Raw genomic sequence first — 25,738 nt, 5'->3', positions numbered from 1 at the left:
CACCCACCCCGAGGACACCTTGATGGCGATCGCCGATGTTCCCGCCTACCTGCATCTCAGTAGTGAGGATGTCGAAGAGATCGCCTATGAACTCGAGGTCATCCGCCGAGACGTCGAGGAGTCGCTCGGGGCGAAGGACGCGGCCTACATCCGGCGGGTGATCCATTTCCAGCGGGCGCTCGAGGTCGCGGCGCGACTGACGATCGCCGGGAGCCGATCGAAGACCGGTTGGCTGGTAGGCACGTGCGCGCTGGCATATGCGAAGTCCATCGAGAACATGGAACTCGGCCACAACATCTCCCATGGCCAGTGGGATTGGATGAACGATCCCGAGATCCACTCCAATACCTGGGAGTGGGACATGGTCGGGCATTCTGCGCAGTGGCGGTACTCGCACAATTACCGGCATCACGTGTACAGCAATGTGCTCGGCATGGACGAGGACATCGGCTACCGCCTACACCGGGTCACCACCGACCAGCCGTGGCGCTGGGTCCACTTGGCGACTCCGGTGCGAAACCTGGTGCTGGCCGCGATGTTCGAGTGGGGCATCGCCCTGCATGGCCTGCATTCCGAGCGTCTGCGGCACGAGACAGCGGACGGCCTCGCCGTGGAGAAGCGGAACTTTCGCGACAAGATCGTTCGGCAGTTCGCCAAGGATTACGTGTTCCTGCCCGCCCTGAGCCTGCGCCGGTGGCGCCGGACCCTGGCAGCCAACGTCGCCGCGAATGTGCTCCGGAACCTGTGGGTGTACGTGAACATCATCTGCGGGCACATCCCCGACGGCGCCGAGACGTTCGACCCGGCGGTGGTGAAGGACGAGACCAAAGGCGAGTGGTATCTCCGGCAGATGGTCGGGACCGCGAACTTCGACGCGAGCCCGCTGCTGGCGATCTCGGGCGGTCACCTGTGCTACCAGATCGAGCATCACCTGTTCCCCGACCTGCCGAGCAACCGACTGCCACAGATCAGCGTTCGGGTACGGGAACTGTGCGAGAAGTACGACCTGCCCTACAACACGGCATCGCTTCCGCGCCAGTACTTCCGGACGCAACGGATCATCCACGGATTGGCGTTTCCCGATTGGATGCTGAGCATCGCCCGGCGACGCCGCAACTAGGCGAGCGCCCCATCGGCAGAGGTCATGGGTCGATGTGATCGGAGTGCGGGGTGTGGCCCGTTCCCTGTTCGATCACCCGGCGCAGGAGTGCCTTCAGTTGCTCCTGCTCGTCGTCACTGAGCACGCCGAACACCCGCTCGTGTGCGGCGACGGCATCGGCCACCACCGCCGAGGCCACCGCACGACCTTCGTCGGTGAGGAAGACCTGCAGGATCCGCCCGTGCTGCGGGTCCTGTTTGCGCTCCACCAGGCCCCGCTTCTCCAGCGCGGTCAGGGCGAGCTGCACGCCCTGCGGGGTGATCAGCAGCCGCCGCGCCAATTCTGCGCCGGACAGGCCCGGTTGATTCGCCAGCTGGCGCAGTACGCCGATCTGGGCGGTGGTGACCCCGTGCTCCTTGACGGACTCGTTGACCTCGGTGAGCGAGAAATAGAACGCCTGCTTGAGCCACCACAAGGTGTTCTCGGTGAGGTCCATGCTCTCGTCTCCTGCCGTGCCCGTCGCTTTCGACGCTAGCGCACAGTGCTATCTGTGCTTGACGACGCTGCCGTCCTTCATCACGAACCGGACATCGAGCGTCGTCGCGATGTCCACGCTGGGATCTCCCGCAACCGCGATCACATCGGCCAGATATCCCGGGGCCAACTGCCCCAGTTCGTCGGCGGCATCAACCAGGTCGGCGCTGGTGAGGGTGGCGGCCTGCAATGCCTGCATCGGGGTCATCCCGCGTTCGACCAGGGCGCACAGCTCCTTGGCATTCTCGCCGTGCGGGATCGCCGGCGCATCCGTGCCGCACGCGATGCGGACTCCGGCGGCGATGGCCTTGGGAAGCATCGATTTTGCCCGCGGGAACACGTCGAGCGCTTTCTTGCGCAACTCTGGCGCGATCCGGTCGATGGCCATCGCATCGGTCAGATAGGTGGTGGACACCAGGAAGGTGCCGTGATCGACCATCATCTGGATCGTCTCGTCGCTGGCCAGGAATCCGTGTTCGATGCAGTCGATGCCGGCCCGGATGCACGCCTGGATGGCGGTGTCTCCGACAGCGTGGGCGGCAACCTTGACCCCGGCGCGGTGCGCCTCGTCGGCGATGGCGGCGAACTCGGCATCGGAGTACTGCTGGGCGCCCGGTGCGGTGCTATGGGACATCACGCCTCCGGAGGCCGACACCTTGATCAGCTTTGCACCGTGGCGGATCTGGTAGCGCACGCATGCGATGACGTCCGGCACGCCGTTGGCGATGCCCTCGGCGACCGTCAGCGGCATGATGCCCGGCGCCAGCCGCTGGAACACCGTGGGATCGAGATGCCCGCCATAGGGGGTGACGGCGTGACCGGCCGGATAGATCCGCGGCCCCTGGTGCCATCCCTGGTCGATCGCCCGCTGCAGTGCGACGTCGAGCAGGTAACCGCCGGTCTTGACCATCAGCCCCAGGTTGCGCACCGTGGTGAACCCGGCGTCCAGTGTCGTGCGGGCGTTGACCGCGCCGCGCAGCGTTCGGTACGCCGGGTCGTCCTGCACTCCGTGCATCGGTGTCGGCAGCCCGCCGGGATTACCCGGTCCGCCGATCAGCAGGTTGAGTTCCATGTCCATCAGCCCGGGCAGCAGAGTGACATCGCCGAGGTCGATGACGGTGGCCGAATCTGGCAGCGGCCCTTCCGGATTCACGGCCGTGATGCGGTTACCCTCGACGACCACGACACCCGGAGACCGGACCTCGCCGCCGGCCACGTCCACCCAGCGGGCGGCACGCAGGACCGTGGTCTGGTTGTCCGCCGGCGTCACGGCACCGGCTCGGCGACGCAGTCCAACGATGTCGCACCGGAGTCCGGTACGCGTGGCTGCTTCCAGCACTCCACCGGGAAGGACACCGTCACCATCGAGTACAGCAGGTGCATCAGATTGAGCACGTCCTCGGGCAGGTCGTCGAGGCTGAACTTGTCGCAGTAGCTGATCGCCTCCTCGGCCCGTGGAGTGATCGCGTCGTAAAAGGCCTGCATCTCGGTCATGGTGCAGGCCAGTCGCTTGGCGTAGCGCAGCGGCTCACTGGGCAGGCACCAGTCCGAAAACTGCTCCAGGTCGGCGAATTCGGCCGGAAGATTGCTCATCGGGTCACACTCCCGCGGTCTTGCGCTGGTAGTCGTCGATCCAGGCCGCGGTCTCCTTGTGCAGGTGCCGAAGCAGGATCTCCTGATCGCAGAGCAGGAACTCGTCCACCACCCGGGTCTCGATCGAGCTCTGGGTCGCCTCCAGGGTGTTGGCGTCCTGTAGGCCGTACTCCTTGAAGGACACTGCAGCGAGCTCCTGGGCCAGTCGCTCCCGCGGCGTGCGTGGCTGCGGGAAGTACAGCGTGCATTCGAAGATGTGCGTGTTGAACGAGGTCGGCCAGTAGTGGTACGTCAGATACCAGCCCTGCCCCCAGAACAACATGACGAAGTTGGGGAACAGCTGGAACGAGTCCAGCCCCCACGGATCGCATTTGGCGGGGTTGAGACCGGCCGGCATCTCGCCGAGGTCCGGCTTGTCCCACGGGCCGAAAAGCCCGCTCTGGCAGACATCTTCGATGGGCTTGCGCATCTCGTCGGGCATCTCCCAGGCCCGCACGCCAGACGTGCTGACCAACCGGTGCGGTCCTTCGATCCGGTAGTGCGGTGCCTCGAAACCGGACTCCGCAGCAGCCTTGGAATAGGCGGTGGGTGATTGGTTCGCGTGCAGGATGGGTGCATGGTAGAACTCCTGGAAGGCGTCCATGTAGAGCTTCCAATTCGCCTTCACCTCAGAGCGATAGGTGAATCGCGACGTCATCTTGTCGAACGGGTAGCCCTCCAGATCGGTGATCATGGGGCCCAGGAATTCGCGCAGCGATTGCTCAGGCGTCTTCGCGAAGTTGACGAAGATGAATCCGGCCCACACCTCGCAATGCACGGGGACCAGGCCGTAGCGACTCTTGTCGAGGTCGAAGAACTCGCCTTCCTGCTGGACGAAGGTGAGCTCGCCGTCCAGGTCGTAACGCCAGGCGTGGTACTTGCAGGTGAACTGCCGGCACACCCCGCTGGTCTCCTCCAGCGGCATGTCATCCCAGACCAGCTTGTTGCCGCGATGCCGGCAGACATTGTGGAAGGCCTTGATCTCCCCGGACTTGGTGCGCACCACGATGATCGACGTGTTGGCCGCCTTCATCTCCTTGGTGTAGTAGCTGCCCTTGCGTGAAAGCTGTTCGACCCGGCCGACATTCAACCAGGCCCGTTTGAAGATGGCCTGCCGTTCCAGTTCGTAGATCTCCGGATCGATGCAGTCTGCGTACGACACCGGGCCGGTGCCGAGTTCGGGGTAGTGCTGAGTCCAGCTGCCTTCAGCCGGCTTGGGAAACCGAGCCATGCCCGCTCCTCTGTGATGTGTTTCGACCGACGATGCCGACATGGGGGCTGCAGCTGCCGGCCGGGCTTCAGGCTCGACGGTAGACGGCGGTTCCACCAATGACAAGTAGTTGATACTCTGGCGTGGACTGAGCGGGAGGATCCGAATGGATCAGCATCTTGGGGAGTACCTCGGAGTCGAGGCCGACTGGTCGCTGGACGGCGACCCTGCCGACACGATCGAGGTCATCTCGCCACACACCGAGCAGCCCATCGCTCGTGCGCCGGCGGCGGGTCCGGCTGATGTCGACGCTGCGGTCGCGGCCGCACGCTTTGCCGTCGATCAGGGGCCGTGGCCACGACTCGACCCGACAGAGCGGATCGCCGCGATCCGCCGGCTGGCCGAGCTCTACGGGCAGCGACGCGGTGAGATGGCGCAGCTGATCTGTGCGGAGATCGGCGCGCCGATCAGCTTTGCCCAGCGAGCCCAGGTCGGGCTGCCGACGATGATGATGCCGGCGTTCTGCGACCTCGCCGAGAACTACCCGTGGCACGAGGTCCGCGCAGGCTTCTTCGGAGCGGACGTCCACGTCAGGAAGAACCCGGTGGGCGTCGTCGCCGCCGTCGTGCCGTGGAACATGCCGCAGTTCCTGATCGTCACCAAACTCGTGCCGGCACTGCTGGCCGGGTGCGCGGTGGTGCTCAAACCCGCACCCGAATCTCCTTTGGATGCATTGCTTCTGGCTGAGATGATCAAAGAGTTGGGCCTGCCCGACGGTGTTTTCTCGGTGGTTGCCGGAGACGCCGCCGTAGGCGCCCACCTGGTGAGCCACCCCGGCGTCGACAAAGTCTCGTTCACCGGCTCCAGCGCCGCAGGCCGGGCCGTCGCAGCGGCAGCAGCGGCGAACCTGACCAAGGTGAGCCTCGAGCTCGGCGGCAAATCCGCGGCCATCGTGCTCGACGACGCCGACCCGGAGACGGTCGCGGCCGGCATCCGGGCGGCCAGCCTGTCCAACAGCGGCCAGATCTGCAATGCGCTGACCCGCATCCTGGTTCCCGCCGCGCGCGAGCGGGAATTCGTCGACGCCCTGGCGTCCAGGATGAGTTCACTGGTCGTCGGGGACCCCGCCGACCCGGCGACCGAGCTCGGGCCGCTCGTTTCCCAGCGTCAGCAGCTACGCGTACGCGACTACATCGACCTCGGCCAGAGGGAGGGCGCCCGGCTGGTCTGCGGCGGGGCCGACCTGCCCGACGGACTCGACGCCGGTTGGTATGTCCGGCCCACCCTGTTCACCAGCGCAGACAACTCGATGCGCATCGCGCGAGAAGAGATCTTCGGACCGGTGCTCACGGTGATCGGGTACCGGGACGAGAACGATGCCGTCGCGATCGCCAACGACTCCGATTACGGCCTGGCCGGCTCGGTATGGACGGGCGACACCGACCGCGGCGTCAGCATCGCCGAACGTGTACAAACCGGCACTTTCGGGGTAAACCAGGGGTACACAATGGATCCGTTCGCACCGTTCGGCGGCGTCAAGGACAGCGGATACGGCCGGGAACTCGGCCGCGAAGGCCTCGACGGCTATCTCGAGACCAAGTCCATCGCCGTCGCAACCGCACGTTGAGGGGACGAGTATGACCGTCACAGTGCCGACCGATACGGCCCAGAGAAAGCCTGCCACCGAACGCATCGCGGTGCGCTGCGTCGACTCCGACGTCCATCCGGTGCCCCGCCGCGGCGTGCTCGGGCAGTACATCCCGGAGCCGTGGCGCAGCAGGTACTTCGGCAGCCACGATGTCGGCGAGCTGATCTACTACGACGCGCCCGACTATGCGCACGCCTACGCCATGCGCACCGACACCTTCCCGGCCGACGGTGAATTCGCCGGCAGCGATCCCGATCTGGCGTTCCGGCAGTTGATCATGGAGGCCGGGGCCGACATCGCGATCCTGGAACCCGCGGCGTACTCGGCCCATATTCCCGAGGCCAACCACGCGATGAACTGTGCGTTGAACGACTGGCAGGCCAATCACTGGCTGGACAGCCACAACAACTGGCACGAGCGCTGGCGCGGTTCCATCTGTCTGGCCGTCGAGGCGCCGGAGCTCGGGGCCCAGGAGATCGAGCGGTGGGCCGGCCACCCGTACATGGCGCAGATCCTGATCAAGGCCGAGCCGCGCCCGTCCTGGGGTGACCCGAAGTACGACCCGATCTGGGCCGCGGCCACCAAACACGACATCACGGTCAGCTGCCATCTGTCCCGGGGCGAATATGACGAGTTGCCGCTGCCGCCGGTCGGATTGCCCAGTTACAACCACGATTTCATGGTCACCTATTCACTGCTGGCGGCCAACCAGGTGATGAGCCTGATCTTCGACGGGGTCTTCGACCGGTTCCCCACGCTGCGGATCGTGTTCGTCGAGCACGCGTTCACCTGGATCCTGCCGCTGATGTGGCGCATGGACGCCATCTACGAGGCCCGCAAGTCCTGGATGGACATCAAGCGCAAGCCGAGCGAATACGTCAAGGACCACATCAAGTTCACCACCCAGCCGCTGGACTATCCCGAGGACAAGACCGAACTGTCGCGGGCCTTCGAATGGATGGAGTGCGACAAGATCCTGTTGTTCTCGTCGGACTACCCGCACTGGACCTTCGACGATCCCCGCTGGCTGGTCAAGCATCTGCCCGAGCATGCGCGCGAGAACGTGATGTTCCGCAACGGGATTCAGACCTACAAGCTCCCGGAGACGGTTCCTGTGCTGGAGGGACAGGTTCGCGTCTTCTGAGACTGAAATCCCGCGCCGAGACTACGCTTTGTGACGGAATTTCGGCTGATCGCATCAGAAACCGTAGTTTCGGCGCGGTCAGGGCAGTTTGATGGCCGAAACGTACATCTCGACGATCGGCCGGTAGAGGTCGACATCGTCGAGCTCGCTGCCCAGCACGACGGCGTCGCTGGTGGCGATGAGAACTTGGGCGAAGGTCGTGGCCGGAACCCGCAACGTTGCCCCCCAGCGCTCCATCCCTGAGGCGATGAACTTGCCCAGCGCCTCGACGACTTCGGCGCGCTTGGCCGCCACCCGCTCCCGGGCCTCTGGATTGCGGCGCAGGTAGAGCGTGAACTCGTGGCCGAGCGCGGCGTGGTCGGCACCCCGGTCACGGCTCAGCTCGCGCCAGCGTTTGGCGATCTCATCGAGTTCTGCCGGCCCGACCTGGGTCGCACCGGACATCACCTCGGCGAAGTTGTCGAAATACCGCCGCCAGTATCTGTCGCTGACGGCCAGGAAGAGATCGTCCTTGGTGGCGAAATGCTTGTAGATGGCACCTTTGGTGTAACCGGCGGCGCGGGCGATGTCATCGAGAGTGGCTGGTGCGAAACCTTTCTCGGCGAACACCTCCTCGGCGGCATCGAGCAGTACCGAGCGCGTGTGCTCAAGTCTGCGTTCCCGGGTCCAGCGCTCCGCCATGGCCAAAGTCTGCCACAGAATCTGAGTGACCTATTGGAATCTCAGATACCAGTGAGTATATTTGCATCGGTCGGCCTGCCTCGCGCCGAGGGCCGCATCCACGATCGTCAAGGGGAAACCGGTCATGAGTGATCTGTCGAAGAAACCCGTCATCACCGAAGACGTCAGCGGGATCGCTGACCTCGGAAAGCAAGCCCCGTCGTCATCGAACGCGTTCAAGATCTGGGCGACCGTCGGCGGTTTGGTGCTCGCGCTGACGTTGTATCTGTTCGTCCGATGGGTCACCGGGCCCTATTTCGAGCCGGTGTCGGGTGGCCCGAGCGAGCCGCCGCTGTACATGAAGATCCCGCTGCTGGCCAACGCTGTGGTGCTCTGGATCGGCCTGCCAGTTGCCTTGTGGTTCTTCATCATCCGGCCCTGGGTGCGGGAGAGGCGAATCACCCTCGATGGCATGCTGCTGGTGTCGATGGGTCTGATGATGTTTCAGGACCCGATGCTCAACTACTACAGCACCTGGTGCACGTACAACGCATGGCTGTTCAACCAGGGTTCGTGGGCACCGCACATTCCGGGCTGGGTGGCACACGAGGAACCGGGGCATACGGTTCCCGAGCCACTGCTGACCAACATCCCCGGCTACGCCTACGGTGTCTTGCTGCTCACGATCGTCGGATGTGCGCTCATGCGCAAGATCAAGAACCGGTGGCCCGGCATCAGCAACCTGCGTCTGGTCCTGGCCACCTATGGCGTCGCGATCGTCTTCGACTTCGTGATGGAGGCCCTGATCATGCTGCCGATCGGGTTCTACTCGTATCCCGGTGCCATCCAATCGCTCTCGTTCAATGCCGGGACCTACTACCAGTGGCCGATCTACGAGGGCTTCATGTGGGGTGGCGTCCAGACGGCGCTTGTCTGCCTGCGCTTCTTCACCGATGACCGGGGACACACCCTCGTCGAACGCGGAATCGACCGGCTCCGTGGCGGTTTCGTCAAGCAGCAGTTCGTTCGGTTCCTGGCGATCTTCGGCGGTGTCAGCGCGTGCTTCTTCCTCTTCTACAACGTTCCCGCGACCTGGCTGGGCTTGCATGGAGATGCGTGGCCCGAGGATGTCCAGAAGCGCTCGTACTTCAACCCCGGTATCTGCGGCGAGGGGACTGACCGGCCGTGTCCGAATCCTGATCTACCGCTACCGACCATGCACTCGGGATATGTCAACCACGAGGGTGAACTGGTGCTGCCGGACGGTGTGAGCATCCCGCCTGTGGTGCCGATCCAGAGGCCCGAGAAACGATGACGGTCAGTAAGTTTCGGTCGATCGCCGAATCGGGAATGCAGCCGCCGTTCTATCGGCCCGCGGGCCGGGAGGTCGAGACCTTCCGGGCGGCCGCCCGCCGCGGTGCCCCGGTGCTGCTCAAAGGTCCCACCGGGTGTGGCAAGACCCGCTTTGTCGAGGCGATGGCTCACGAACTCGGCCGTGAGCTCATCACCGTCGCCGGCCATGAAGACATGACATCGGCGGATCTCGTGGGTCGCTTCCTGCTGAAGGGCGGCGAAACCGTCTGGGTAGACGGCCCGTTGACCAGGGCGGTGCGCGACGGCGCCATCTGCTATCTCGACGAGATCGTGGAGGCGCGTCAGGACACAACGGTGGTCATCCACCCGCTCGCCGACCACCGGCGTGAGTTGCCCATCGACCGGCTGGGCACCAGCTTGCCCGCGGCGCCCGGCTTTCAACTGGTGATCTCCTACAACCCCGGCTACCAGAGCATCCTGAAGAGCCTCAAAGACTCGACCCGTCAGCGGTTCGTCGCGATCAGTCTCGACTTCCCGACCGCCGAGATCGAGACCGAGATCGTGGCCGCCGAGGCGGGGATCGACTCGTCCACCGCTGAATCGCTGGTCACCCTCGGGAATGCCATTCGGCGTCTCGACGGCTCCGCACTGAGTGAGGTGGCCTCGACCCGCATGCTGATTCTCGCCGGCGGTCTCGTAGCCGAAGGGCTCGGCCTGCGCGACGCCGTCCAGTCCGCCGTCGTGGAGGTGCTCTCTGACGATCCCGACATCATCCACAGCCTCGGAGAACTCGTCGACGCAGTCCTGCCGCGGCCGTGAGCGCCGGCCTCCCGGAACCGCACCACTTCCGTCTTCTGGCCGGTTTCCTCGCCGGGCACCCGGTCGAGGTGGCCGTGGGACCCGCCGACGAGCCCGCGTACACCGACGGGCGGGTCGTCTTCGTCTCGGCGAACGCCGATCGGGACCGGCAGCGTCGCGAGGTACTGGTCCAGAGCGCACTCCTGGGAGCCGGAAGCCTCGACGGTCAGTACGTCAAGCGGCTGCGGGCGAGGCCTTCGCTTGCGCGCCGCTATCTGGGCCTCGAAGGCCATCGTGTCCTGTCCGAACTCGGCCCGCGGATTGCCCTGGCGGCATCGATCGCCCCCGCCTCGGCGGCACAGTCGGCCAGTTGCGAGGAATCGTTGCAGATCGCTCTGGGCAGAACCAAACTCGACGCACCGCCGGATTGGTTCGGGACGATCAAACCGTCCAAACTGATCCGCACCCCCGACGGATCTGGTTCACCGGCCATCGATGCCGACGTCCGGATGAACGTCGAGTGCACCGACCCGTCCGAAATGGATGGTGACGATGACGATGACGGACCGGCAGAGAAGAGTTGGATACTCAAACTGTTCGAGGCTCCCGTCGGTATGCAGGCGCCCACGAAGTTCTTGCGCACCCTCTTCGGCAGCTCCCGCTCCTCGGGAAGCGAGGGCGCCGGCGGCGAGGTGGGGGCCGGCTCGATTCGACGGACATCGCGCGCCGGGGTGAACGCGCGGCCGATGCCGACCCCGATCCGCTTCATCGATACCGACAGACCTGGTGCGGCACTCACGGTCGGTGGCGCCCTGTATCCCGAATGGGACGTCTTCGGCGACCGGTATCGGGAGAACTGGTGCCGCGTGATCGATTATCCGATCACCGCCCCGGCGGATGTCTCCACTGTTCGGGTGGCGCGCGATGCGGTACTGCGACGCAGGCTGGCCCGAGTCGGACTCGGGCCCAGAGTGTTACGCGCCCGTGCCGACGGCGACGACGTGGACATCGAGGCCATGATCGACCTGTTCGTCGATCTGCGCTCAGGCCATTCACCGCCCGAGCATGTGTACACCGAGCGCCGCCGACTCGCGCGCAATCTCGGTGTGCTCATCCTCGTCGACGCATCAGGATCGGCGACCGACGCCGACAGTGAAGGCCTCGCCGTCCATGATCACCAACGCCGCGCGGCAGCGACGCTAGCGGTGACGCTCGAGGAACTCGGTGATCGCGTCGCTGTCTACGGCTTTCGTTCACAGGGCCGCCGTGCGGTGCACCTGCTCGCCGTCAAGACCTTCGGGCAGAGCTTCGGAGCTGCCGGCCGGGCCCGGCTCAGCCAGCTGCAGCCCTTCGGTTACACCCGCCTGGGCGCCGGAATCCGCGGCGCCGGTGAGATCCTCAAAAGCCAAGCGGGAACACCGCATCGGCTGTTGATCGTGCTTTCCGACGGCTTCCCGTACGACGATGGCTATGAAGGTCGCTACGCCCAGGCCGACACCGCCAAGGCCCTCGAAGAGTTGCGCGCAGACGGCGTGGCGTGCCTGTGCCTGTCGATCGGTGCCGACGGTGACGCCGGCGCACTCGACCGCGTCTTCGGACCGGCCAGTCACGCCGGCGCCGCGACGCTGTCCGAGCTGAGCCCCAGAATGGACGAGTTGTTCCTGTCCGCGCTGGCCGAGTTGGCTGCTCCGAAGGCTGAATCCCCGCGCCGAGACTACGGGTTCTGACGGAAATCCGGCGAATTACGTCAAGAACCGTAGTCTCGGCGCGTGGGAACTAGCGCAACACAGCACCCGGATTGAGGATGCCCTGTGGGTCCAGGGCGTCCTTGATCCGGCGGGTCAACGCCATCACGTCGTCGCCGAGTTGGAGTGGCAGCCAATCCCTTTTGAGCCGGCCGATCCCGTGCTCACCGGTGATGGTGCCGCCCATGGCGATCGCCAGTTCCATGACCCGGGCGAAGGCCTGCCGGGCCCGCTCACTCATGTCCGGATCGTCGGCATCGAACACCACCACGGGGTGGGTGTTCCCGTCACCTGCGTGTGCGACGACGCAGATCAGCACGTCGCAGTCCTCGGCGATGCGCTTGATGCCGGCCACCAGTTCCGGCAGGTCGGGTATCGGCACCGTGACGTCCTCGAGGTAGAACGTGCCCAGTTGCATGAGGGCCAGGCCGACCAGCCGACGGGCCGCGGTGAACGCGGCGCCCTCTTCGGGGTCATCGGTCGCGTAAACCTCTGTGGCACCGGACTTCTCGCAGGCTTCTACGATGTGGGTGATTTCCTCTGTGGCGGCACCCGGTGCATCGGATTGAACCAGCAGCATCGCCTGCGCCGAGCGGTCCAGGCCCATGCGGCGGTAGTCCTCGACCGCGTTGATGGTCGCGTGGTCCATCAACTCCAGCATGGCCGGCCGGACCTTGTCGGTGATGGCGACCACCGCGTCGGCGGCGTCCTCCACCGAGCTGAACAGCGCGACCGCGGTCGACGCCGGCGGCTGCGCCGGGATCAGCCGCAGTGTGAGTTCGGTGATCACCCCGAGGATGCCCTCGGAACCGACGAACAGCTTCGTCAACGACAGGCCGGCAACGTCTTTCAACCGCGGGCCGCCCAGCCGCACGGCCGTGCCGTCGGCCAGCACGACCTGCATGTCCAGCACGTAATCACTCGTGACTCCGTACTTCACACAGCACAACCCACCGGCATTGGTCGCCGCGTTCCCGCCGATCGAGGAGATCTCGACCGAACCAGGGTCGGGCGGGTACCACAGCCCGTACTCGGCGGCCGCCTTCTTCACTTCGGAGTTCATCAGACCGGGTTGCACCACAGCGGTGCGGTTCGCGGTATCGATGCGGATGTCGCGCATCCGTTCGGTGCTGAGGATGAGGCCGCCGTCGACTCCGTTGGCGCCGCCGGCGAGCCCGGATCCCGCCCCCCGCGGCACCACGGCGACACCATGCGCGCCGGCCCATCGCAGCACCGCCTGCACGTCCTCGGTGCTGGTTGCCCGCACCACGGCGCGTGCCCGGCCTGCCTCCGGATCGAGCGCCGCGTCGCGGCGATAGCCCTCGATCACGGCGGGATCGGTGATCACCGCATGGTCAGGCAACTCGGCGGCCAGCGCGGCGATCTCGGTGTCCGGCGTGGACATCTCAGAAATTCTAGTAACCGGAAGCGATGTCCGCGGTGTTCTCCGCCTGGGCGGTGGCCCGGGCCCAGTTCAGGAACTCGGAGACGGCATCAGCGGTGTAGTGCCCGCGCGCCGAGCCGAAGATGTCGAACGCGTGCTGGGCGTGCGGGATCTCCGCGTAGATCACCGGGGAATTCGACACCGCACGCAGCGCCTTGACGAACTCACGGCCTTCACGCACCGGGATCAGTGAGTCGTTGACCCCGTGCAGCACGAAGAACGGCGGAGCGTCCGGGTGTACCAGCGTGATCGGTGAGGCGTCCTTGTACACCTGATCGTTGGTGGCCAGCGGCAGTTTGACGATGAGCCGCTCGAGGACCTCGACGAACTCCTTGCGACCGGCGCCTGTGGTGCTGAACCAGTCGTAGCGGCCGTAGATGGGCACCGCGGCTGCCACCGAAGTGTCGGCGTCCTCGAAACCGGGCTGCCACTTGGGGTCGTTGGGGGTCAGCGCGGCCAGCGCGGTCAGATGCCCCCCTGCCGATCCGCCGGTGATGCACACCGCGTCGGGGTCGCCGCCGTACTCGGCGATGTTGGCCTTCACCCAGGCCAGCGCTTGCTTCACGTCGATGATGTGGTCGGGCCACGGGTGGCGCGGGCTGATCCGGTAGCCGATCGACACACAGATCCAGCCTTGCTCGGCCAGGTGGCTCATCAGCGGATATGACTGCGGCCGGCGCATGCCGATCATCCAGGCCCCGCCCGGCACCTGCAGCAGCACCGGCGCCTTGCCGTCGCGCGGCAGGTCGGGGCGCATCCAGATGTCGGCGAGGTTGGCCCGGTGAGGGCCGTAGTGCACGGTCTTGCGCACGTAGCGGCGCCGGCTCACCGACGTGGAGTACACCTCGCCGCGTCGCAGGGGACGCAGCGCCGACGGGTACTCGTCGGCGAGGGCCTCGCGTACCGGATCTTCGAAGTATGGCCGGGACTGCACACCGCGACGGTGCACCAGCACCAGCAGCGCCCAGGAAATGACTTTGAGCAGCAAAGAGATTCGACCGCTCGCCGACCGGTAGTCACCACGAACGGCGCGGCGCAGCGCATCGAGGGCCGAACCGGTGATCACCAGTGGTGCGTTCTCCGAGGTCGGCCAGCCGAACGCGAAGGCCAGGATGGTGCTGTAACCCCTGCGTCCGATCGGTTTCACTGCGTTGGCAGCATTGAGCAGCTCAGCGGCCGCTGCGAGCAGCCGTCGGCGTTCAGCCATTCACCTTCTCCTGGAGCTGGCGCCGGTCGATCTTGCCTGTGCTGTTGCGTGGCAACTCGTCGAGCACGGTGATCTCTCGCGGCACTTTGTAATTGGCGAGGTTCTCTCGAACATACGCCTTGAGCTCATCGGGGGTGATGGCACCGGCGAGCACCACGAACGCGACCAGCCGCTGCCCGTACTGCGCGTCGTCGACGCCGATCACGGCGGTCTCCGCTACATCGGCATGGCCGGCCAGGACCTTCTCCACCTCGATCGGGTACACGTTCTCACCGCCGGAGACAATCATCTCGTCGTCGCGGCCCACCACGAACAGCCGGCCCGCCTGGTCCAGGTAGCCGACATCGCCCGAGGACATGAAGCCCTCGTGGAAATCCTTCGTGGAGCCGGAGGTATAGCCGTCGAACTGGGTCGAGTTGCGCACGTAGATGGTGCCCACCTCCCCGGTGGGCACCTGCCGGAACTCGCTGTCGAGGATGCGAATCTCGGTGCCCTCTGCGGGTTTACCCGCGGTATCGGGTGCCGCGCGCAGATCGGCCGGTGTCGCGGTGGCGATCATGCCGGCCTCGGTGGCGTTGTAGTTGTTGTAGATGATGTCGCCGAACCGGTCCATGAACGCGATGACGACGTCAGGACGCATGCGCGATCCGGATGCCGCGGCGAACCGCAGCGTGCGCCCGTCGTAGCGGTTCAGCACGTTCTCGGGCAGTTCCATGATCCGGTCGAACATCACCGGCACCACGCACAGCCCCTTGGCCCGGTGCCGGTCGACGAGCTCGAGCGTGGCCTCGGGATCGAACTTGCGCCGGGTGACGATGGTGCAGGCCATCGACGCCGCGAAGGCCAGCTGGGAGAAACCCCAGGCGTGGAACATCGGCGCCACGATCACGACCCGCTCTTCGGTGTGCCACGGGGTGCGGTCCAGGATCGACTTCAGCACCTCGGGGCCACCGCCGGAATGCTTGGCGCCCTTGGGAGTTCCGGTGGTCCCGGAGGTCAGCAGGATGACCTTGCTCTTGTCGGTGGCCCGCCGGGGCTCCTGACGGCGGTGCTCCTCGACGAGCTTCGCCACGGTGACGTCGTGGGCGTGCGTGTCGGTCCAAGCCACAATCCGTGCGGTCGTGGGGAGATCGGCGAGCGCCCGGTCGACGGTATCCGTGAACTCCTCGTCGTAGATGACGGCACTGGTCTTGCCGTCCGTCTCACGTACCAATACCTCGGCCAGCGCCGGCGCGGCGAAGGACGTGTTGAGCAGTAGCACGTCGGCGCCGATGCGGTTGGCGGCGATCAGCGACAGCACGAAGCCGCGGTGATTGCGGGCCATGATGCCGAGCACTTTCGGCTCACCACCCGGCAGTGCCTGCAGGCCTGCGGCCAGGGCGTCGGCCTGCTGGTCGACCTGCTGCCAGGTCAGCGTGCCGAGTTCGTCGACCAGGCCGGGCCGGTTCGGGCAGCGCTGCGCCGCGGCGGCGAAACCCGAAGTGACGCTCATGTTCTCGCGCGCCATGGCGGCGGCGATGCGCAGGTATTTGTCCGGGCGCATCGCGGTGATGATGCCGGCCCGGCGCATGGTGCTGACCAGGCCGACGGTGTCGGTGACTCGGTCCAGCGGTCCCGTCAGCAGATCAAACGGATTCACCGGCGATCAACCGATCACCGGGAAGCGGCGCTCTTCGGCCAGCTCGTCCAGCGCACGCTGCATGACCCGGCGGACCTGCGCATCGACCTCGTCGATGTCGGGGTCCTCACCGAACTCGGCGGCGATGTCGATCGGCGGCAGCGTCTTCATCACGATCTTGGTGGGCAACGGCACATTGAGCGGCAGCACCGCCGACAGGCCGAACGGGAACCCGAACGACACCGGCACGATCTTGGTGCGGGCCAGCCGTGCAATCGGGCCGAGCGCCTTGGCGACCCCGGTGCCGCGGGACAGGAACAGCTGGGTCTCCTGGCCGCCGATACCGACCATCGGGACGATCGGTACGCCGGCGTTGATCGCGGCCTTGACATAGCCGGTGCGCCCGGCGAAGTCGATCTTGTTGGCCGAGAGGGTCGGCCGGTACACGTCGTAGTCACCACCGGGGAACACCACGACCACGCCGCCCGAGCGCAGCGCCTCGTCGGCGTTCTCGTGGTTGGCCCGGATAAAGCCGGTCTTCTTGAAGAAGGCCGCGGTCGGACCGGTCATCAACATGTCGTGGCTCAGCGTGTACACCGGGCGCTCGTAACCGAACTTCTCGTAGAAGCCCGTCGCGAACACCGGCACGTCCAGCGCGAACAGGCCACCCGAGTGGTTCGACACCACGAGCGCACCACCGTTGGGGAAGTTGTCCAGCCCTCGCACCTCGGCGCGGTGGTAGCCCTTGATGAGCGGCCGTAGGAAGCCCATGACCTTCTCGGTCAGGCCCGGATCCCATTTGGTGATTTCGGACGGGTCGATGTCGGTCGCAGCCACAGGGTCCCCCTGATGTGGATTGGAACGTGTTCTAGTTTTGCTAGTGTACCCAGGTCGAGGCCGAAAAACCCATTTGCTATGTGGGTCCCTCGACCTACCGCTGAGTAGCCGCGGACAATCCTCTCAAAACCACAGGTCGAGTGGCGTCGCTATGAGTTCAGCTCGCTCATCTCCTCGGTGACATTGCGCCGGGCCTGCTCCTCCCAGCGTTCCCGCCCGGGCACGGTATGGAAGATCGGTCCGTCGAGCAACGCCGAGAGCACCCGTGCCCGCGCAGGCCTGAACACGTCGTCGGGCACCGCCGCATACTCGTCGCGCACGGCGTCGGCGTACTGCCGGTAGCGAAGAGCAGGCGCGCCGAGCACCGAGAGGTCGGCGTCGCTGAGCACCGCGGCGTTCAGGTCGCCGGCGTCGACCTTGTGGGACTTGGTCGTCAGGACGAGTCGGGCCACTTCGTCGCGGTCCGGGGATCCGTCCAGGAGTTGGCGGGCCAGCATCGCCGAGCGCTCTTCGTTGTCGTCGCGGGCGGTGTCGTAGACCGCGTCGTGGAACCATGCCGCGAGTTCGACGGCTTCCCGGTCGAAATGCAGGCCGTCGTCGGCAAGGGTGCCGATCGCGTCGAGCACTTCGTGCAGGTGCGCGACGTTGTGGTGCCTGCGGTGGGATTCCGACCAGCGGGCCAGCAGATCCTCGCGCAATCCTTCGGTGAGATGGGCAGCCATCGGTCCAGTGTCCTCCGCGTTGACCTCAACCGTTGTTGAGGCAGCATCATTGACGGTCATGGGATCAGACCTCGCCGCCTACTTCGACCGGATCGGCTATCAAGGTCCGGCGTCACCCGGTTCGGACGTGCTGCGGAACATCGTCGCCGCCCACGGCCGGTCGATCCCGTTCGAGAACCTGGACCCGCTGCTGGGCATCCCTGTCGCCGATCTGAGTGCCGCGGCGCTGTCGGACAAACTCGTCACCCGTCGCCGCGGCGGCTATTGCTACGAGCACAACGGTCTGCTCGGCCATGTACTCGACGAGTTGGGGTACGGCGTCGAGCGGCTTGCCGGGCGGGTGGTCTGGATGAAGGAGCCCGACTCGCCGTTGCCTGCGCTCACCCACAACGTGCTGGCCGTGACGGTGCCCGGGGAAGCCGGACGCTACCTCGTCGATGTGGGCTTCGGTGGGCAGACGTTGTCGTCGCCGATCCTGCTGCAGACCGGTGCGGTGCAGCAGACCCGCCATGAGCCCTACCGGCTGGTCGAGCTGCCCACCCGCCACGAGCCGGAACTCGAGTTGGCAGCGCAGGTGCGTGGCCAGTGGCAGCCGCTCTACCGGTTCACCGCGGTGCCGCAGCCGCAGATCGACCTTGAGGTCGGAAGCTGGTATGTGTCAACGCATCCCGGAGGAGTCTTCGTCGTCGGGCTCACCGCCGCGCTGGTCACCGACGACGCCAGGATCAACCTGCGCGGGCGGAACCTGGCGATCCACAGTCACGGTGAGACCGAGCGCATCCGATTCGACACGGCCGCACAGGTTCTCGATGCCCTCACCGAACGGTTCGGCATCAACCTGTCCGATCTGGACGGCGTCGACGTCGAAGCCCGGGTGGCGCAGGTGCTGGACAGCTGAGCGCTCCCGGGTAACCAGAGCAGGAAATGTCATGTTCAGAGGGCAGGCGGCCGACCATACTCGGTGACCGTGGAGGACCAACCGAACGGTCGTGACCGGCTGCGCGAGCTGCTCGACGCCGTCGTCGACGACGAGAACTCGGGCGTCGGCGACATGGCTCGCAGCAGTTTCGCCTCGGAGTTTCACTTCTCCCGGGAGGTACGCAGGCTCACCGGGGAACCACCTGCTGCATTGCGGAGGCGGGTCATGCTGGAGCGGGCGGCCTGGCGGCTGCAGCAGGGGACCGGGGTGGCGGAGGTGGCCGAGGCCGAAGGGTGGTCGTCGGCCGAGGTGTTCTCCCGCGCGTTCCGCCGTGCCTTCGGCGTGCCGCCGTCTCGGGCCGACGATGTCGGGTTCCGGTTGACCGCTCCCAACGGCGTGCACTTCCATCCGCCGCAGTCGTTGTGGTGCGACGCCGACCCAGGGCAGGCATCCGGTCCGGATATCGCCCAGTTCATGCTCGTGCACGACGTCGCCGACACCGAGTACCTGATCGGTGCCGCCGCCGGCCTGTCTGAACAGCAATGGAACCAGGACATTTCACCGGGTCAGGTGGTGCTGGACTGGGACGGACCGGAGCCCAGCGTCGCGGCGGTACTCGGCGCGATCGTGTGGACCAAGGAGGTGTGGCTGGCGACCATCGAGGGCCGGGATTTCCCCTCGCGCGCCACGACCGGCCAGGCGACGGCCGGCCGACTCGCCGCGCACCATCGCACCATCGGAAAGCGCTGGACCACACTGATATCCGAGTACTCGGCCGCGGGGCGGCTGGGCGACACCGTGATAGATGCGCTGTGCGATCCGCCGGAATCCTTTCAGTTGTACGGGATCATCGCGCACGTGCTGACCTACTCGGCGCATCGGCGTGCACTCGTTCGGGGCATGTTGACCCGACACGGCATGGAAGTCGACCGGGGCGACCCGCTGGAATGGATGAGGAGGGACTGACCGGTGAGAACCGTGTATTACACCGCGTCGAGCCTGGACGGGTTCATCGTCGATGCGCAGGACAGCCTGGACTGGCTGATCTCGCGGAACATCGACCAGCAGGGCCCGTTCGGGTATGACGAGTTCATCAAAACCATTGGCGCACTGGTGATGGGCTCGGCGACGTACGAGTGGATCGTGAAGAACCACCCTGACGAGTGGATGTACGAACAGCCGACGTGGGTGCTGACCCACCGTCCGGAGATCGTCACTATGGGGCATCCGGTGGAGGTTTACTCGGGAGATGTCGGCGCGCTGCATCCCGAACTGGTGACGGCCGCGGCGGGCAAGGATGTCTGGGTGGTCGGCGGGGGAGAGGTCGCCGCCCAGTTCGTCGCGGCCGGGCTGATCGACGAGATGGTCGTCAGCTATGCGCCCTGCACATTGGGGGCGGGGGCCGCGGTGCTGCCGGTCCGTTCCGAGTGGGTGCTGGCCGAATCTGCACCCAACGGTGAGTTCGTCTGTGTCCGATGGGTCAGGCCGGCGGGCTGAGCCGGGGAACACCGTTACGCCGGACGAATTCCCTTGATTTGATCAGGAATTCGAGCTGTCGGGCGACGTCGTGCAGTGGGTCGACCGATCGCGACGACCGGCACAGCACCACAGCGCCCTCGAGAGTGGCGATACACATCACCGCCAGCGAGGACGCATCGGGTTCGTCGAAGCCGTCCGCGGCGAAGGAGGCGGTCAGGGCGGCGCGCCAGCGGTCGAAGATGGCCGCGGCCGCCGCGGCGAGATCCGGCTCTTCGTCCGGCGCGGCGATCGCCACCGCAACGACCGGACAGCCGGCGGTGAAATCACTGCCGGTGAGTACTCGTTCCCAGAATTCGACGAAACGGTGTACCAGATCCCATGCACTGTCGGAACTTTCGGCGCCGATGACACTGCCGATGGTGTTCGCGGCGAACTGGAGCGCCTCGATCAGGATCTGGCGTCGCCCACCGGGGAAGTGGTGGTAGACCGAGCCGCGCGGTGCGCCGCTGCGCGCGAGTACCCCGTCGATCGTGACGCCGGCGGCGCCTCGCTCGCGCAGCACCTCGACCGCGCTGCTGAGCATGCGGGCGCGGGTGGAGCCACGCTTGTTCCGTGGCTTCGTGGCGGTGTCAGGCGACCCGGTCATGCAGGAATTGCGAGGAACAGCGAAGCAGCATCCGAGGGGTGATGGTGCGCACCGGCGGGTGTGGTGTGCGGACCCGACGGGTGAACCGGTGACCGGCGAGGTTGAGTTCGACGACCCACATCGCGCACCGCCCTTCTATGTCATCCACCATAGAAATGATGGAATCCTCGCATGGTGTCGAGTATCTAACGAACATGCCTGTGAGCAAAAGACTAGCAGGTGAACTGCTTCTGAACAGGTCCTCACCGACACGGCGGATCAGATCCAAATTATGATGACTTGCATAATTTGGGGGACCGGCGTTGACTGCCCCTATGACGACAGACCCGGCCCTGGACACCCTCACGCTGCAGCGCGATGGTCACGTCCTGCTGATCGGACTCAACCGCCCGGACAAACGCAACGCGTTCAACGTCGCGATGCTCACCGACCTCGCACTCGCCTACGGACTGCTCGAGTCCGACGACGATCTGCGCGCCGGTGTGCTCTTCGCCCACGGTGGGCACTTCACCGCCGGGCTCGATCTCGTCGACGTGGCACCGTATGTGGCCAGTGGGGAACTGCCCATGCCCGAGGGCGGACGTGACCCGTGGCGCCTCGACGGCGACTGGACGAAACCGGTCGTCGCGGCAGCCCAGGGCCGATGCCTGACCCTCGGCATCGAACTGCTCCTGGCCGCCGACATCCGCGTCGCGGCGCAGGACACCCGGTTCGCTCAGATCGAGGTGCTGCGCGGCATCTACCCGTTCGGCGGTGCCACCCTGCGGCTGCCGCGCCAGACGGGTTGGGGCAACGCCATGCGGTGGCTGCTCACCGGTGACGAGTTCGACGCGACCGAGGCACACCGCATCGGGCTGATCCAGGAAGTCGTGCCGGATGCCGATGCGGCCGTCGCCCGAGCCCGGGAGATCGCGCACACCATCGCCGATCGTGCCGCCCCGCTCGGGGTCCGAGCCACTCTCGCCTCGGCGCACACCGCGCACCGCGACGGGGACGCCGCCGCGATCGCGCGGTTGCGGCCCGCCGTTGCCGAGCTGTTCGGCACCGCTGACGCCGCCGAAGGCGTGCAGTCCTTCATCGAGCGCCGAGCCGCGAGCTTCCAGGGGCGCTGAGGTTTTCAGCGCCGGCAGAACTAGCCGGCAGACTCCAGCGCGACCAGGGCCGCGGCCACCGCGAAGAACTTGTTGGACCCGAGCTGGCGCACGGTCTTGATGTTGAACGCCGCGGCGAGGTGCTCGGCATCGGCGTCGGTGACGCCGGCCAGTGCGGCCGGCGAGGCGTCCAGGATCTCCTTGAGCGACTTGTCCTCGTAGGCCTTGTCGAGCGACTTCGCCAGATCGACCGAAACTGCCATGGGTGCCTCCTTGTTGTCGGGGCGCCCACCGTAGTTGCGCAACCTGAATGCAGGCTGTCCGATCCCTGGCCCAGCAGACACGAATGTCCCGGAAAACCGTGGTCTTCCGGGACATTCGCGTCGGGTCGCGAGTATTACTCGCGCGGCGTGTTACTGCGGGGTGTAGCCGAACGGCAGCAGCACACTCTTGGCCTGGGTGTAGGCGTCGATGCCCTCCGGCCCGTTCTCGCGTCCGATGCCCGAGTTCTTGAACCCGCCGAACGGGGCGCCCGGATCGAAGGCGTACATGTTCACCGCGTAGGTGCCGGTGCGGATCTTCGACGCGATCTCGACGGCCTTGGGGAAGTCCGTCGTGTACACGCTGCCGGCCAGGCCGTACGGCGAGTCGTTGGCGATGCGCACCGCGTCTTCCTCGGTGTCGAACGGGATCACCACGAGCACCGGCCCGAAGATCTCCTCCTGGGCGATGGTCATCGAGTTGTCGACGTCGGCGAACACCGTGGGCTGCACGAACCAGCCCGAATCCAGGCCCTCGGGCCGGCCGCCGCCGGTGACGATGCGGGCACCCTCCTCGACGCCCTTCTTGATGTAGCCCTCGACCCGGTCGCGCTGCTTCTCGGAGATCAGCGGGCCGATCATCGAGGCCGGGTCGTCGGGCAGGCCCACCGGCATCGAACTGACAGCTTCCGCAAGTTTTTCTACGACCTCGTCATACCGCGACCGCGGCGCCAGGATGCGGGTCTGGCCGACACAGGCCTGGCCACAGTTCATCAGGCCGGAGAACACCAGCATCGGCAGGGTCGAGTCCACGTCGGCGTCCTCGAGGATGATCGCCGCGGACTTGCCGCCGAGCTCCAGCGTGCACGGCTTGAGCTTCTCGGCGGCGATCTTGCCGATCTCCTTGCCGACACCGCTGGAGCCGGTGAAGGTGAACTTGTCCAGCTCCGGGTTGGCGGTCAACGCGCGGCCCGTCTCGGGACCGCCCGGCACCACGGAGAGCACGCCCTCGGGCAGGCCGGCTTCGGTGAGCACCTCGGCGAACAGGTTGGTGGTCAGCGGGGTCTCGCCGGCCGGCTTGAGCACGACGGTGCAGCCGGCGAGCAGGGCCGGACCCAGCTTGTTGCAGGCCAGGAAGAAGGGCACGTTCCAGGCGATGACGGCGCCCACAACGCCGATCGGCTCCTTGATGACCAGGGTCTGGCCGTAGATGCCGTCGCGGATGTCTTTCCAGTCGTACTTGTCGGCCGCGCCGGCGTAGTACTGCAGGCTCGACACCCCCGCACCGAACTGCATCATGTCGACGATGGTCGGCGGCTGGCCGGTCTCCAGCTTCAGCAGGTGCTTGAACTCCTCGGCCCGCGCGTTGATGAGCTCGACGGCCTTGGCCAGCACGGCCTGGCGCTCCTCGGGCGACATGTGCGGCCAGGGGCCCTCGTCGAACGCTTTGCGGGCCGCGGCGCAGGCGGCGTCGACATCGGCCTCGGCGGCGAGCGGGACCTGGCCGACCTTCTCGCCGGTCGCGGGGGAGAACACTTCGATGACCTCGGAGGTCGAGGGCTCCACCCAATGGCCGCCGATGAACAGTTTGTCGAATTCCGTCCTGGTCACAGCTGGCGCGGCTGACGAAGTTTGTGTCATGGGCGTCACATTACCTAGATTTCCCGGAAAAACGAGAACCTGTTCCAGTGGCTGGGTCAGGACGGTCGAAGAACCAGCACCAGATTGCTCACCAGGAACTCCCGCAACCCTGGCACCGATGTCATCCACCACGCCCATCGCGGGTGGTAGCGGGGAAATGCGGCGATCAGTGCGCCGGTGGAGCGGGCCCATTGCAGGCCATCGGCGGCCGACACCGCGAACAACGACGAGCCGTAGTCGTTCTTGGGTCGATAGCCGTGTTTGCGGGTGTACCGCTCGGCGGCACGAGTGCCCCCGAGATAGTGCGTCAGCCCCATCTCGTGGCCGCCGAACGGGCCGAGCCAGACCGTGTAGGACAGCACCACCAGCCCGCCGGGCTTCGTCACCCGCAACATCTCGTTGCCCAGCCGCCATGGGTGTGGCACGTGCTCGGCGACGTTGGAGGACAGGCAGACATCGACGGTGTCGTCGGCGAAGGGAAGGGCCATTCCGGAGGCCCGGACAAAGGTGCCCTCGGTCGCATCGGTGGCCGGCCCCGCGTGCATTTCGCGCGGATCGGGCTCGACCCCGATGTAGTGCATGCCGGCCTGGTCGAACGCCGACGCGAAGTAGCCGGGTCCGCCGCCGACGTCGAGCACGGTGCGTCCGGCAGGCGATTCGCCGGTGGTCGCCGTCCACAGATCGGTGGTCATGGCGACGGTATCGGCGGCCAGCGCCCCGTAGAACCGGGCCGGTTCGCTCTGTTCGAACCGGAACTGCGCCAGTAGGCGCACCGATCGGCTCAGGGTCGCCCTGCGGGCGAACCGCGCGGAGATCTCGCTGGGCTGCACCCGCTCAACCTACTGACCGGTACCCTCAACACGATGTCTGCCCGTCCTGCCCCACGCCTGCGGAGCGTCCTGCTCCTGTGCTGGCGTGACACCGGGCACCCCCAGGGCGGTGGCAGCGAGGCCTATCTGCAGCGGATCGGCGCCTGTCTGGCCGACGACGGCGTCGACGTCACGCTGCGCACCGCGCGTTACCCGGGGGCGGCCCGCCGCGAGGTGGTCGACGGCGTGCAGATCAACCGGGCCGGTGGTCCCTACAGCGTGTACATCTGGGCCGGACTGGCCATGGTGGCGTCCCGCGTCGGCCTCGGTCCGTTACGCAGGGTCCGGCCCGACGTGGTCGTCGACACCCAGAACGGACTGCCGTTCCTGGCGCGGCTGGCGTTCGGCCGCCGGGTCGCGGTGCTCGTGCATCACTGCCACCGGGAACTGTGGCCGGTGGCAGGCCCGATGAAGGGCCGGATCGGCTGGTTCGTCGAGTCGAAACTCTCCCCTCGACTGCACCGTCGCAACCAATACGTCACCGTGTCACTGCCCTCGGCCCGTGATCTCAACGAACTCGGCGTCGACTCCGGCCGGATCGCTGTGGTGCGTAACGGACTCGACGAGGCGCCCAGCCCGACGCTGGAGCTGCCCCGGTCGACCAGTCCGCGGCTGGTCGTGCTGTCACGGCTGGTGCCGCACAAGCAGATCGAAGACGCCCTGGAGGCGGTGGCAGCGCTGCGTGCCGAGGTGCCCGGGCTGCACCTGGACATCCTGGGCGGTGGCTGGTGGCAGCAGCGGCTGGTCGAGCATGCCGAACTTCTCGGCATCTCCGATTCGGTGACGTTCCACGGCCACGTCGACGAAGAGACCAAACACCGTGTGCTGCAGCAGAGTTGGGTGCATGTACTGCCCTCGCGCAAAGAAGGCTGGGGGCTCGCCGTCACCGAGGCTGCTCAGCATGGGGTGCCCACCATCGGTTATCGCGCATCCGGCGGGCTGACCGACTCGATCGTCGACGGGGTCACCGGGCTGCTGGTCGAGGATCGCGACGCCCTGGTGACGGGAATCCGTCAGCTACTCGGTGACCCGGTGATGCGCGTCCAGTTGGGCAGCAAGGCGCAGACCCGCAGCGACGAATTCTCCTGGCGGCTCAGCGCGGACGCGATGCGCACCGTGCTCGGATCGGTGCACGACGGCACCTATGTCAGCGGACTGGTGTAGCCGCACCGGTCATTCCGCGGGGCGGTGCCCGTTGACTTTGAAACCACGCACACCGCT

General features: G+C 66.3%; 26 protein-coding genes. 11 read left to right on the top strand and 15 right to left on the bottom strand.

The window, feature by feature from the left end; translation table 11 throughout:
• Window positions 1-22: 22 nt before the first annotated feature.
• Window positions 23-1,120, top strand: coding sequence for a fatty acid desaturase family protein (locus ACNQR1_RS01055; RefSeq protein ID WP_418043366.1), 1,098 nt, complete (start codon window positions 23-25; stop codon window positions 1,118-1,120).
• A 22-nt stretch (window positions 1,121-1,142) separates the two neighbouring features.
• On the opposite strand, the gene ACNQR1_RS01050 is transcribed toward ACNQR1_RS01055, so the two are convergent.
• The 4 genes from ACNQR1_RS01050 to ACNQR1_RS01035 are packed head-to-tail and all read right to left on the bottom strand — an operon-like array spanning window position 1,143 to window position 4,496.
• The gene (locus tag ACNQR1_RS01050) at window positions 1,143-1,595 is read right to left on the bottom strand and encodes a MarR family winged helix-turn-helix transcriptional regulator (protein ID WP_418043364.1); all 453 of its coding nucleotides are present in this window, start codon (window positions 1,593-1,595) and stop codon (window positions 1,143-1,145) included.
• A gap of 48 nt (window positions 1,596-1,643) precedes the next feature.
• Window positions 1,644-2,903 carry an amidohydrolase family protein gene (locus ACNQR1_RS01045; RefSeq protein WP_418043362.1) on the bottom strand — a complete coding sequence of 420 codons (1,260 nt, stop codon included), beginning with the start codon at window positions 2,901-2,903 and terminating at the stop codon, window positions 1,644-1,646.
• A complete protein-coding gene (locus ACNQR1_RS01040; RefSeq protein WP_418043360.1) occupies window positions 2,900-3,226 on the bottom strand; it encodes a hypothetical protein in 327 nt (108 codons plus the stop codon). The genes ACNQR1_RS01045 and ACNQR1_RS01040 overlap by 4 nt, the downstream gene beginning before the upstream one ends.
• 4 nt (window positions 3,227-3,230) lie before the next feature.
• Window positions 3,231-4,496, bottom strand: a complete 1,266-nt coding sequence (locus ACNQR1_RS01035; protein ID WP_418043358.1) for an aromatic ring-hydroxylating oxygenase subunit alpha — start codon at window positions 4,494-4,496, stop codon at window positions 3,231-3,233.
• 145 nt (window positions 4,497-4,641) lie between these two features.
• On the opposite strand from ACNQR1_RS01035, the gene ACNQR1_RS01030 reads away from it, so the two are divergent.
• Together ACNQR1_RS01030 and ACNQR1_RS01025 are read left to right on the top strand one after the other, a co-directional pair.
• Window positions 4,642-6,102, top strand: a complete 1,461-nt coding sequence (locus tag ACNQR1_RS01030) for an aldehyde dehydrogenase (protein WP_418043356.1) — start codon at window positions 4,642-4,644, stop codon at window positions 6,100-6,102.
• 10 nt (window positions 6,103-6,112) lie between these two features.
• Entirely contained in the window at window positions 6,113-7,267 is a 1,155-nt protein-coding gene (locus ACNQR1_RS01025) for an amidohydrolase family protein (RefSeq protein ID WP_418043354.1), read from the top strand.
• A 78-nt stretch (window positions 7,268-7,345) separates the two neighbouring features.
• Here the strand turns inward: ACNQR1_RS01025 and ACNQR1_RS01020 are convergent, their stop codons facing one another.
• Window positions 7,346-7,948, bottom strand: coding sequence for a TetR/AcrR family transcriptional regulator (locus tag ACNQR1_RS01020; protein ID WP_418043352.1), 603 nt, complete (start codon window positions 7,946-7,948; stop codon window positions 7,346-7,348).
• A gap of 124 nt (window positions 7,949-8,072) precedes the next feature.
• On the opposite strand from ACNQR1_RS01020, the gene ACNQR1_RS01015 reads away from it, so the two are divergent.
• From ACNQR1_RS01015 to ACNQR1_RS01005, 3 genes are read left to right on the top strand one after another with little or no spacing between them, the layout of a single operon-like run.
• Window positions 8,073-9,242 carry a spirocyclase AveC family protein gene (locus ACNQR1_RS01015; RefSeq protein WP_418043350.1) on the top strand — a complete coding sequence of 390 codons (1,170 nt, stop codon included), beginning with the start codon at window positions 8,073-8,075 and terminating at the stop codon, window positions 9,240-9,242.
• Window positions 9,239-10,060 (top strand): CbbQ/NirQ/NorQ/GpvN family protein, encoded by an 822-nt coding sequence (locus tag ACNQR1_RS01010; protein ID WP_418043348.1) that lies wholly within the window; start codon window positions 9,239-9,241, stop codon window positions 10,058-10,060. Before ACNQR1_RS01015 ends, ACNQR1_RS01010 begins: the two co-directional genes overlap by 4 nt.
• Window positions 10,057-11,766, top strand: coding sequence for a nitric oxide reductase activation protein NorD (locus ACNQR1_RS01005; protein ID WP_418043346.1), 1,710 nt, complete (start codon window positions 10,057-10,059; stop codon window positions 11,764-11,766). The genes ACNQR1_RS01010 and ACNQR1_RS01005 overlap by 4 nt, the downstream gene beginning before the upstream one ends.
• Window positions 11,767-11,815: 49 nt before the next feature.
• Here ACNQR1_RS01005 and ACNQR1_RS01000 read toward each other — a convergent pair whose 3' ends face one another.
• From ACNQR1_RS01000 to ACNQR1_RS00980, 5 genes are all read right to left on the bottom strand, one after another.
• Window positions 11,816-13,189, bottom strand: coding sequence for an FAD-binding oxidoreductase (locus ACNQR1_RS01000; RefSeq protein ID WP_418043344.1), 1,374 nt, complete (start codon window positions 13,187-13,189; stop codon window positions 11,816-11,818).
• A 10-nt stretch (window positions 13,190-13,199) separates the two neighbouring features.
• On the bottom strand, window positions 13,200-14,435 hold the full coding sequence (locus tag ACNQR1_RS00995; RefSeq protein WP_418043342.1) for an alpha/beta hydrolase: 1,236 nt from the start codon (window positions 14,433-14,435) through the stop codon (window positions 13,200-13,202).
• Complete coding sequence (fadD12, locus tag ACNQR1_RS00990) at window positions 14,428-16,074, bottom strand: acyl-CoA ligase FadD12 (RefSeq protein ID WP_418043340.1); 1,647 nt, start codon at window positions 16,072-16,074, stop codon at window positions 14,428-14,430. The genes ACNQR1_RS00995 and fadD12 overlap by 8 nt, the downstream gene beginning before the upstream one ends.
• Window positions 16,075-16,080: 6 nt before the next feature.
• Window positions 16,081-16,890 carry a 1-acyl-sn-glycerol-3-phosphate acyltransferase gene (locus ACNQR1_RS00985; protein WP_418043338.1) on the bottom strand — a complete coding sequence of 270 codons (810 nt, stop codon included), beginning with the start codon at window positions 16,888-16,890 and terminating at the stop codon, window positions 16,081-16,083.
• 149 nt (window positions 16,891-17,039) lie between these two features.
• Window positions 17,040-17,612 carry a hypothetical protein gene (locus ACNQR1_RS00980; protein ID WP_418043336.1) on the bottom strand — a complete coding sequence of 191 codons (573 nt, stop codon included), beginning with the start codon at window positions 17,610-17,612 and terminating at the stop codon, window positions 17,040-17,042.
• Between the two features lie 58 nt (window positions 17,613-17,670).
• Here ACNQR1_RS00980 and ACNQR1_RS00975 point away from each other — a divergent pair, with 58 nt between their 5' ends.
• The 3 genes from ACNQR1_RS00975 (at window position 17,671) to ACNQR1_RS00965 (ending at window position 20,028) form a co-directional block, all read left to right on the top strand.
• Complete coding sequence (locus tag ACNQR1_RS00975; protein ID WP_418043334.1) at window positions 17,671-18,510, top strand: arylamine N-acetyltransferase family protein; 840 nt, start codon at window positions 17,671-17,673, stop codon at window positions 18,508-18,510.
• Window positions 18,511-18,573: 63 nt separating this feature from the next.
• Window positions 18,574-19,497, top strand: a complete 924-nt coding sequence (locus tag ACNQR1_RS00970) for a helix-turn-helix domain-containing protein (RefSeq protein ID WP_418043332.1) — start codon at window positions 18,574-18,576, stop codon at window positions 19,495-19,497.
• Window positions 19,498-19,500: 3 nt separating this feature from the next.
• Window positions 19,501-20,028, top strand: a complete 528-nt coding sequence (locus tag ACNQR1_RS00965) for a dihydrofolate reductase family protein (protein WP_418043330.1) — start codon at window positions 19,501-19,503, stop codon at window positions 20,026-20,028.
• On the opposite strand, the gene ACNQR1_RS00960 is transcribed toward ACNQR1_RS00965, so the two are convergent.
• Both ACNQR1_RS00960 and ACNQR1_RS00955 read right to left on the bottom strand, forming a co-directional pair.
• Entirely contained in the window at window positions 20,012-20,656 is a 645-nt protein-coding gene (locus ACNQR1_RS00960; RefSeq protein ID WP_418043328.1) for a TetR/AcrR family transcriptional regulator, read from the bottom strand. The genes ACNQR1_RS00965 and ACNQR1_RS00960 overlap by 17 nt on opposite strands.
• Complete coding sequence (locus ACNQR1_RS00955) at window positions 20,640-20,804, bottom strand: hypothetical protein (RefSeq protein ID WP_418043326.1); 165 nt, start codon at window positions 20,802-20,804, stop codon at window positions 20,640-20,642. The genes ACNQR1_RS00960 and ACNQR1_RS00955 overlap by 17 nt, the downstream gene beginning before the upstream one ends.
• Window positions 20,805-20,970: 166 nt before the next feature.
• On the opposite strand from ACNQR1_RS00955, the gene ACNQR1_RS00950 reads away from it, so the two are divergent.
• Entirely contained in the window at window positions 20,971-21,768 is a 798-nt protein-coding gene (locus tag ACNQR1_RS00950; RefSeq protein ID WP_418043324.1) for a crotonase/enoyl-CoA hydratase family protein, read from the top strand.
• 20 nt (window positions 21,769-21,788) lie between these two features.
• Here the strand turns inward: ACNQR1_RS00950 and ACNQR1_RS00945 are convergent, their stop codons facing one another.
• From ACNQR1_RS00945 to ACNQR1_RS00935, 3 genes are all read right to left on the bottom strand, one after another.
• Window positions 21,789-22,010, bottom strand: coding sequence for a hypothetical protein (locus ACNQR1_RS00945; RefSeq protein ID WP_036446466.1), 222 nt, complete (start codon window positions 22,008-22,010; stop codon window positions 21,789-21,791).
• Between the two features lie 150 nt (window positions 22,011-22,160).
• Window positions 22,161-23,648, bottom strand: a complete 1,488-nt coding sequence (locus tag ACNQR1_RS00940) for an aldehyde dehydrogenase (protein ID WP_418043322.1) — start codon at window positions 23,646-23,648, stop codon at window positions 22,161-22,163.
• Window positions 23,649-23,704: 56 nt separating this feature from the next.
• Complete coding sequence (locus tag ACNQR1_RS00935; RefSeq protein ID WP_418050228.1) at window positions 23,705-24,463, bottom strand: class I SAM-dependent methyltransferase; 759 nt, start codon at window positions 24,461-24,463, stop codon at window positions 23,705-23,707.
• A gap of 48 nt (window positions 24,464-24,511) precedes the next feature.
• Between ACNQR1_RS00935 and ACNQR1_RS00930 the strand changes: the two genes are divergently transcribed.
• Complete coding sequence (locus ACNQR1_RS00930; protein WP_418043320.1) at window positions 24,512-25,681, top strand: glycosyltransferase family 4 protein; 1,170 nt, start codon at window positions 24,512-24,514, stop codon at window positions 25,679-25,681.
• Window positions 25,682-25,738: the final 57 nt, after the last annotated feature.

Origin of the sequence: Mycobacterium sp. 48b (assembly GCF_048282725.1) — a bacterium.
Classification (GTDB): domain Bacteria; phylum Actinomycetota; class Actinomycetes; order Mycobacteriales; family Mycobacteriaceae; genus Mycobacterium.
The sequence above is the reverse complement of the archived record's forward strand: the minus strand, read 5'-3'. Positions and strand labels throughout refer to the sequence as shown.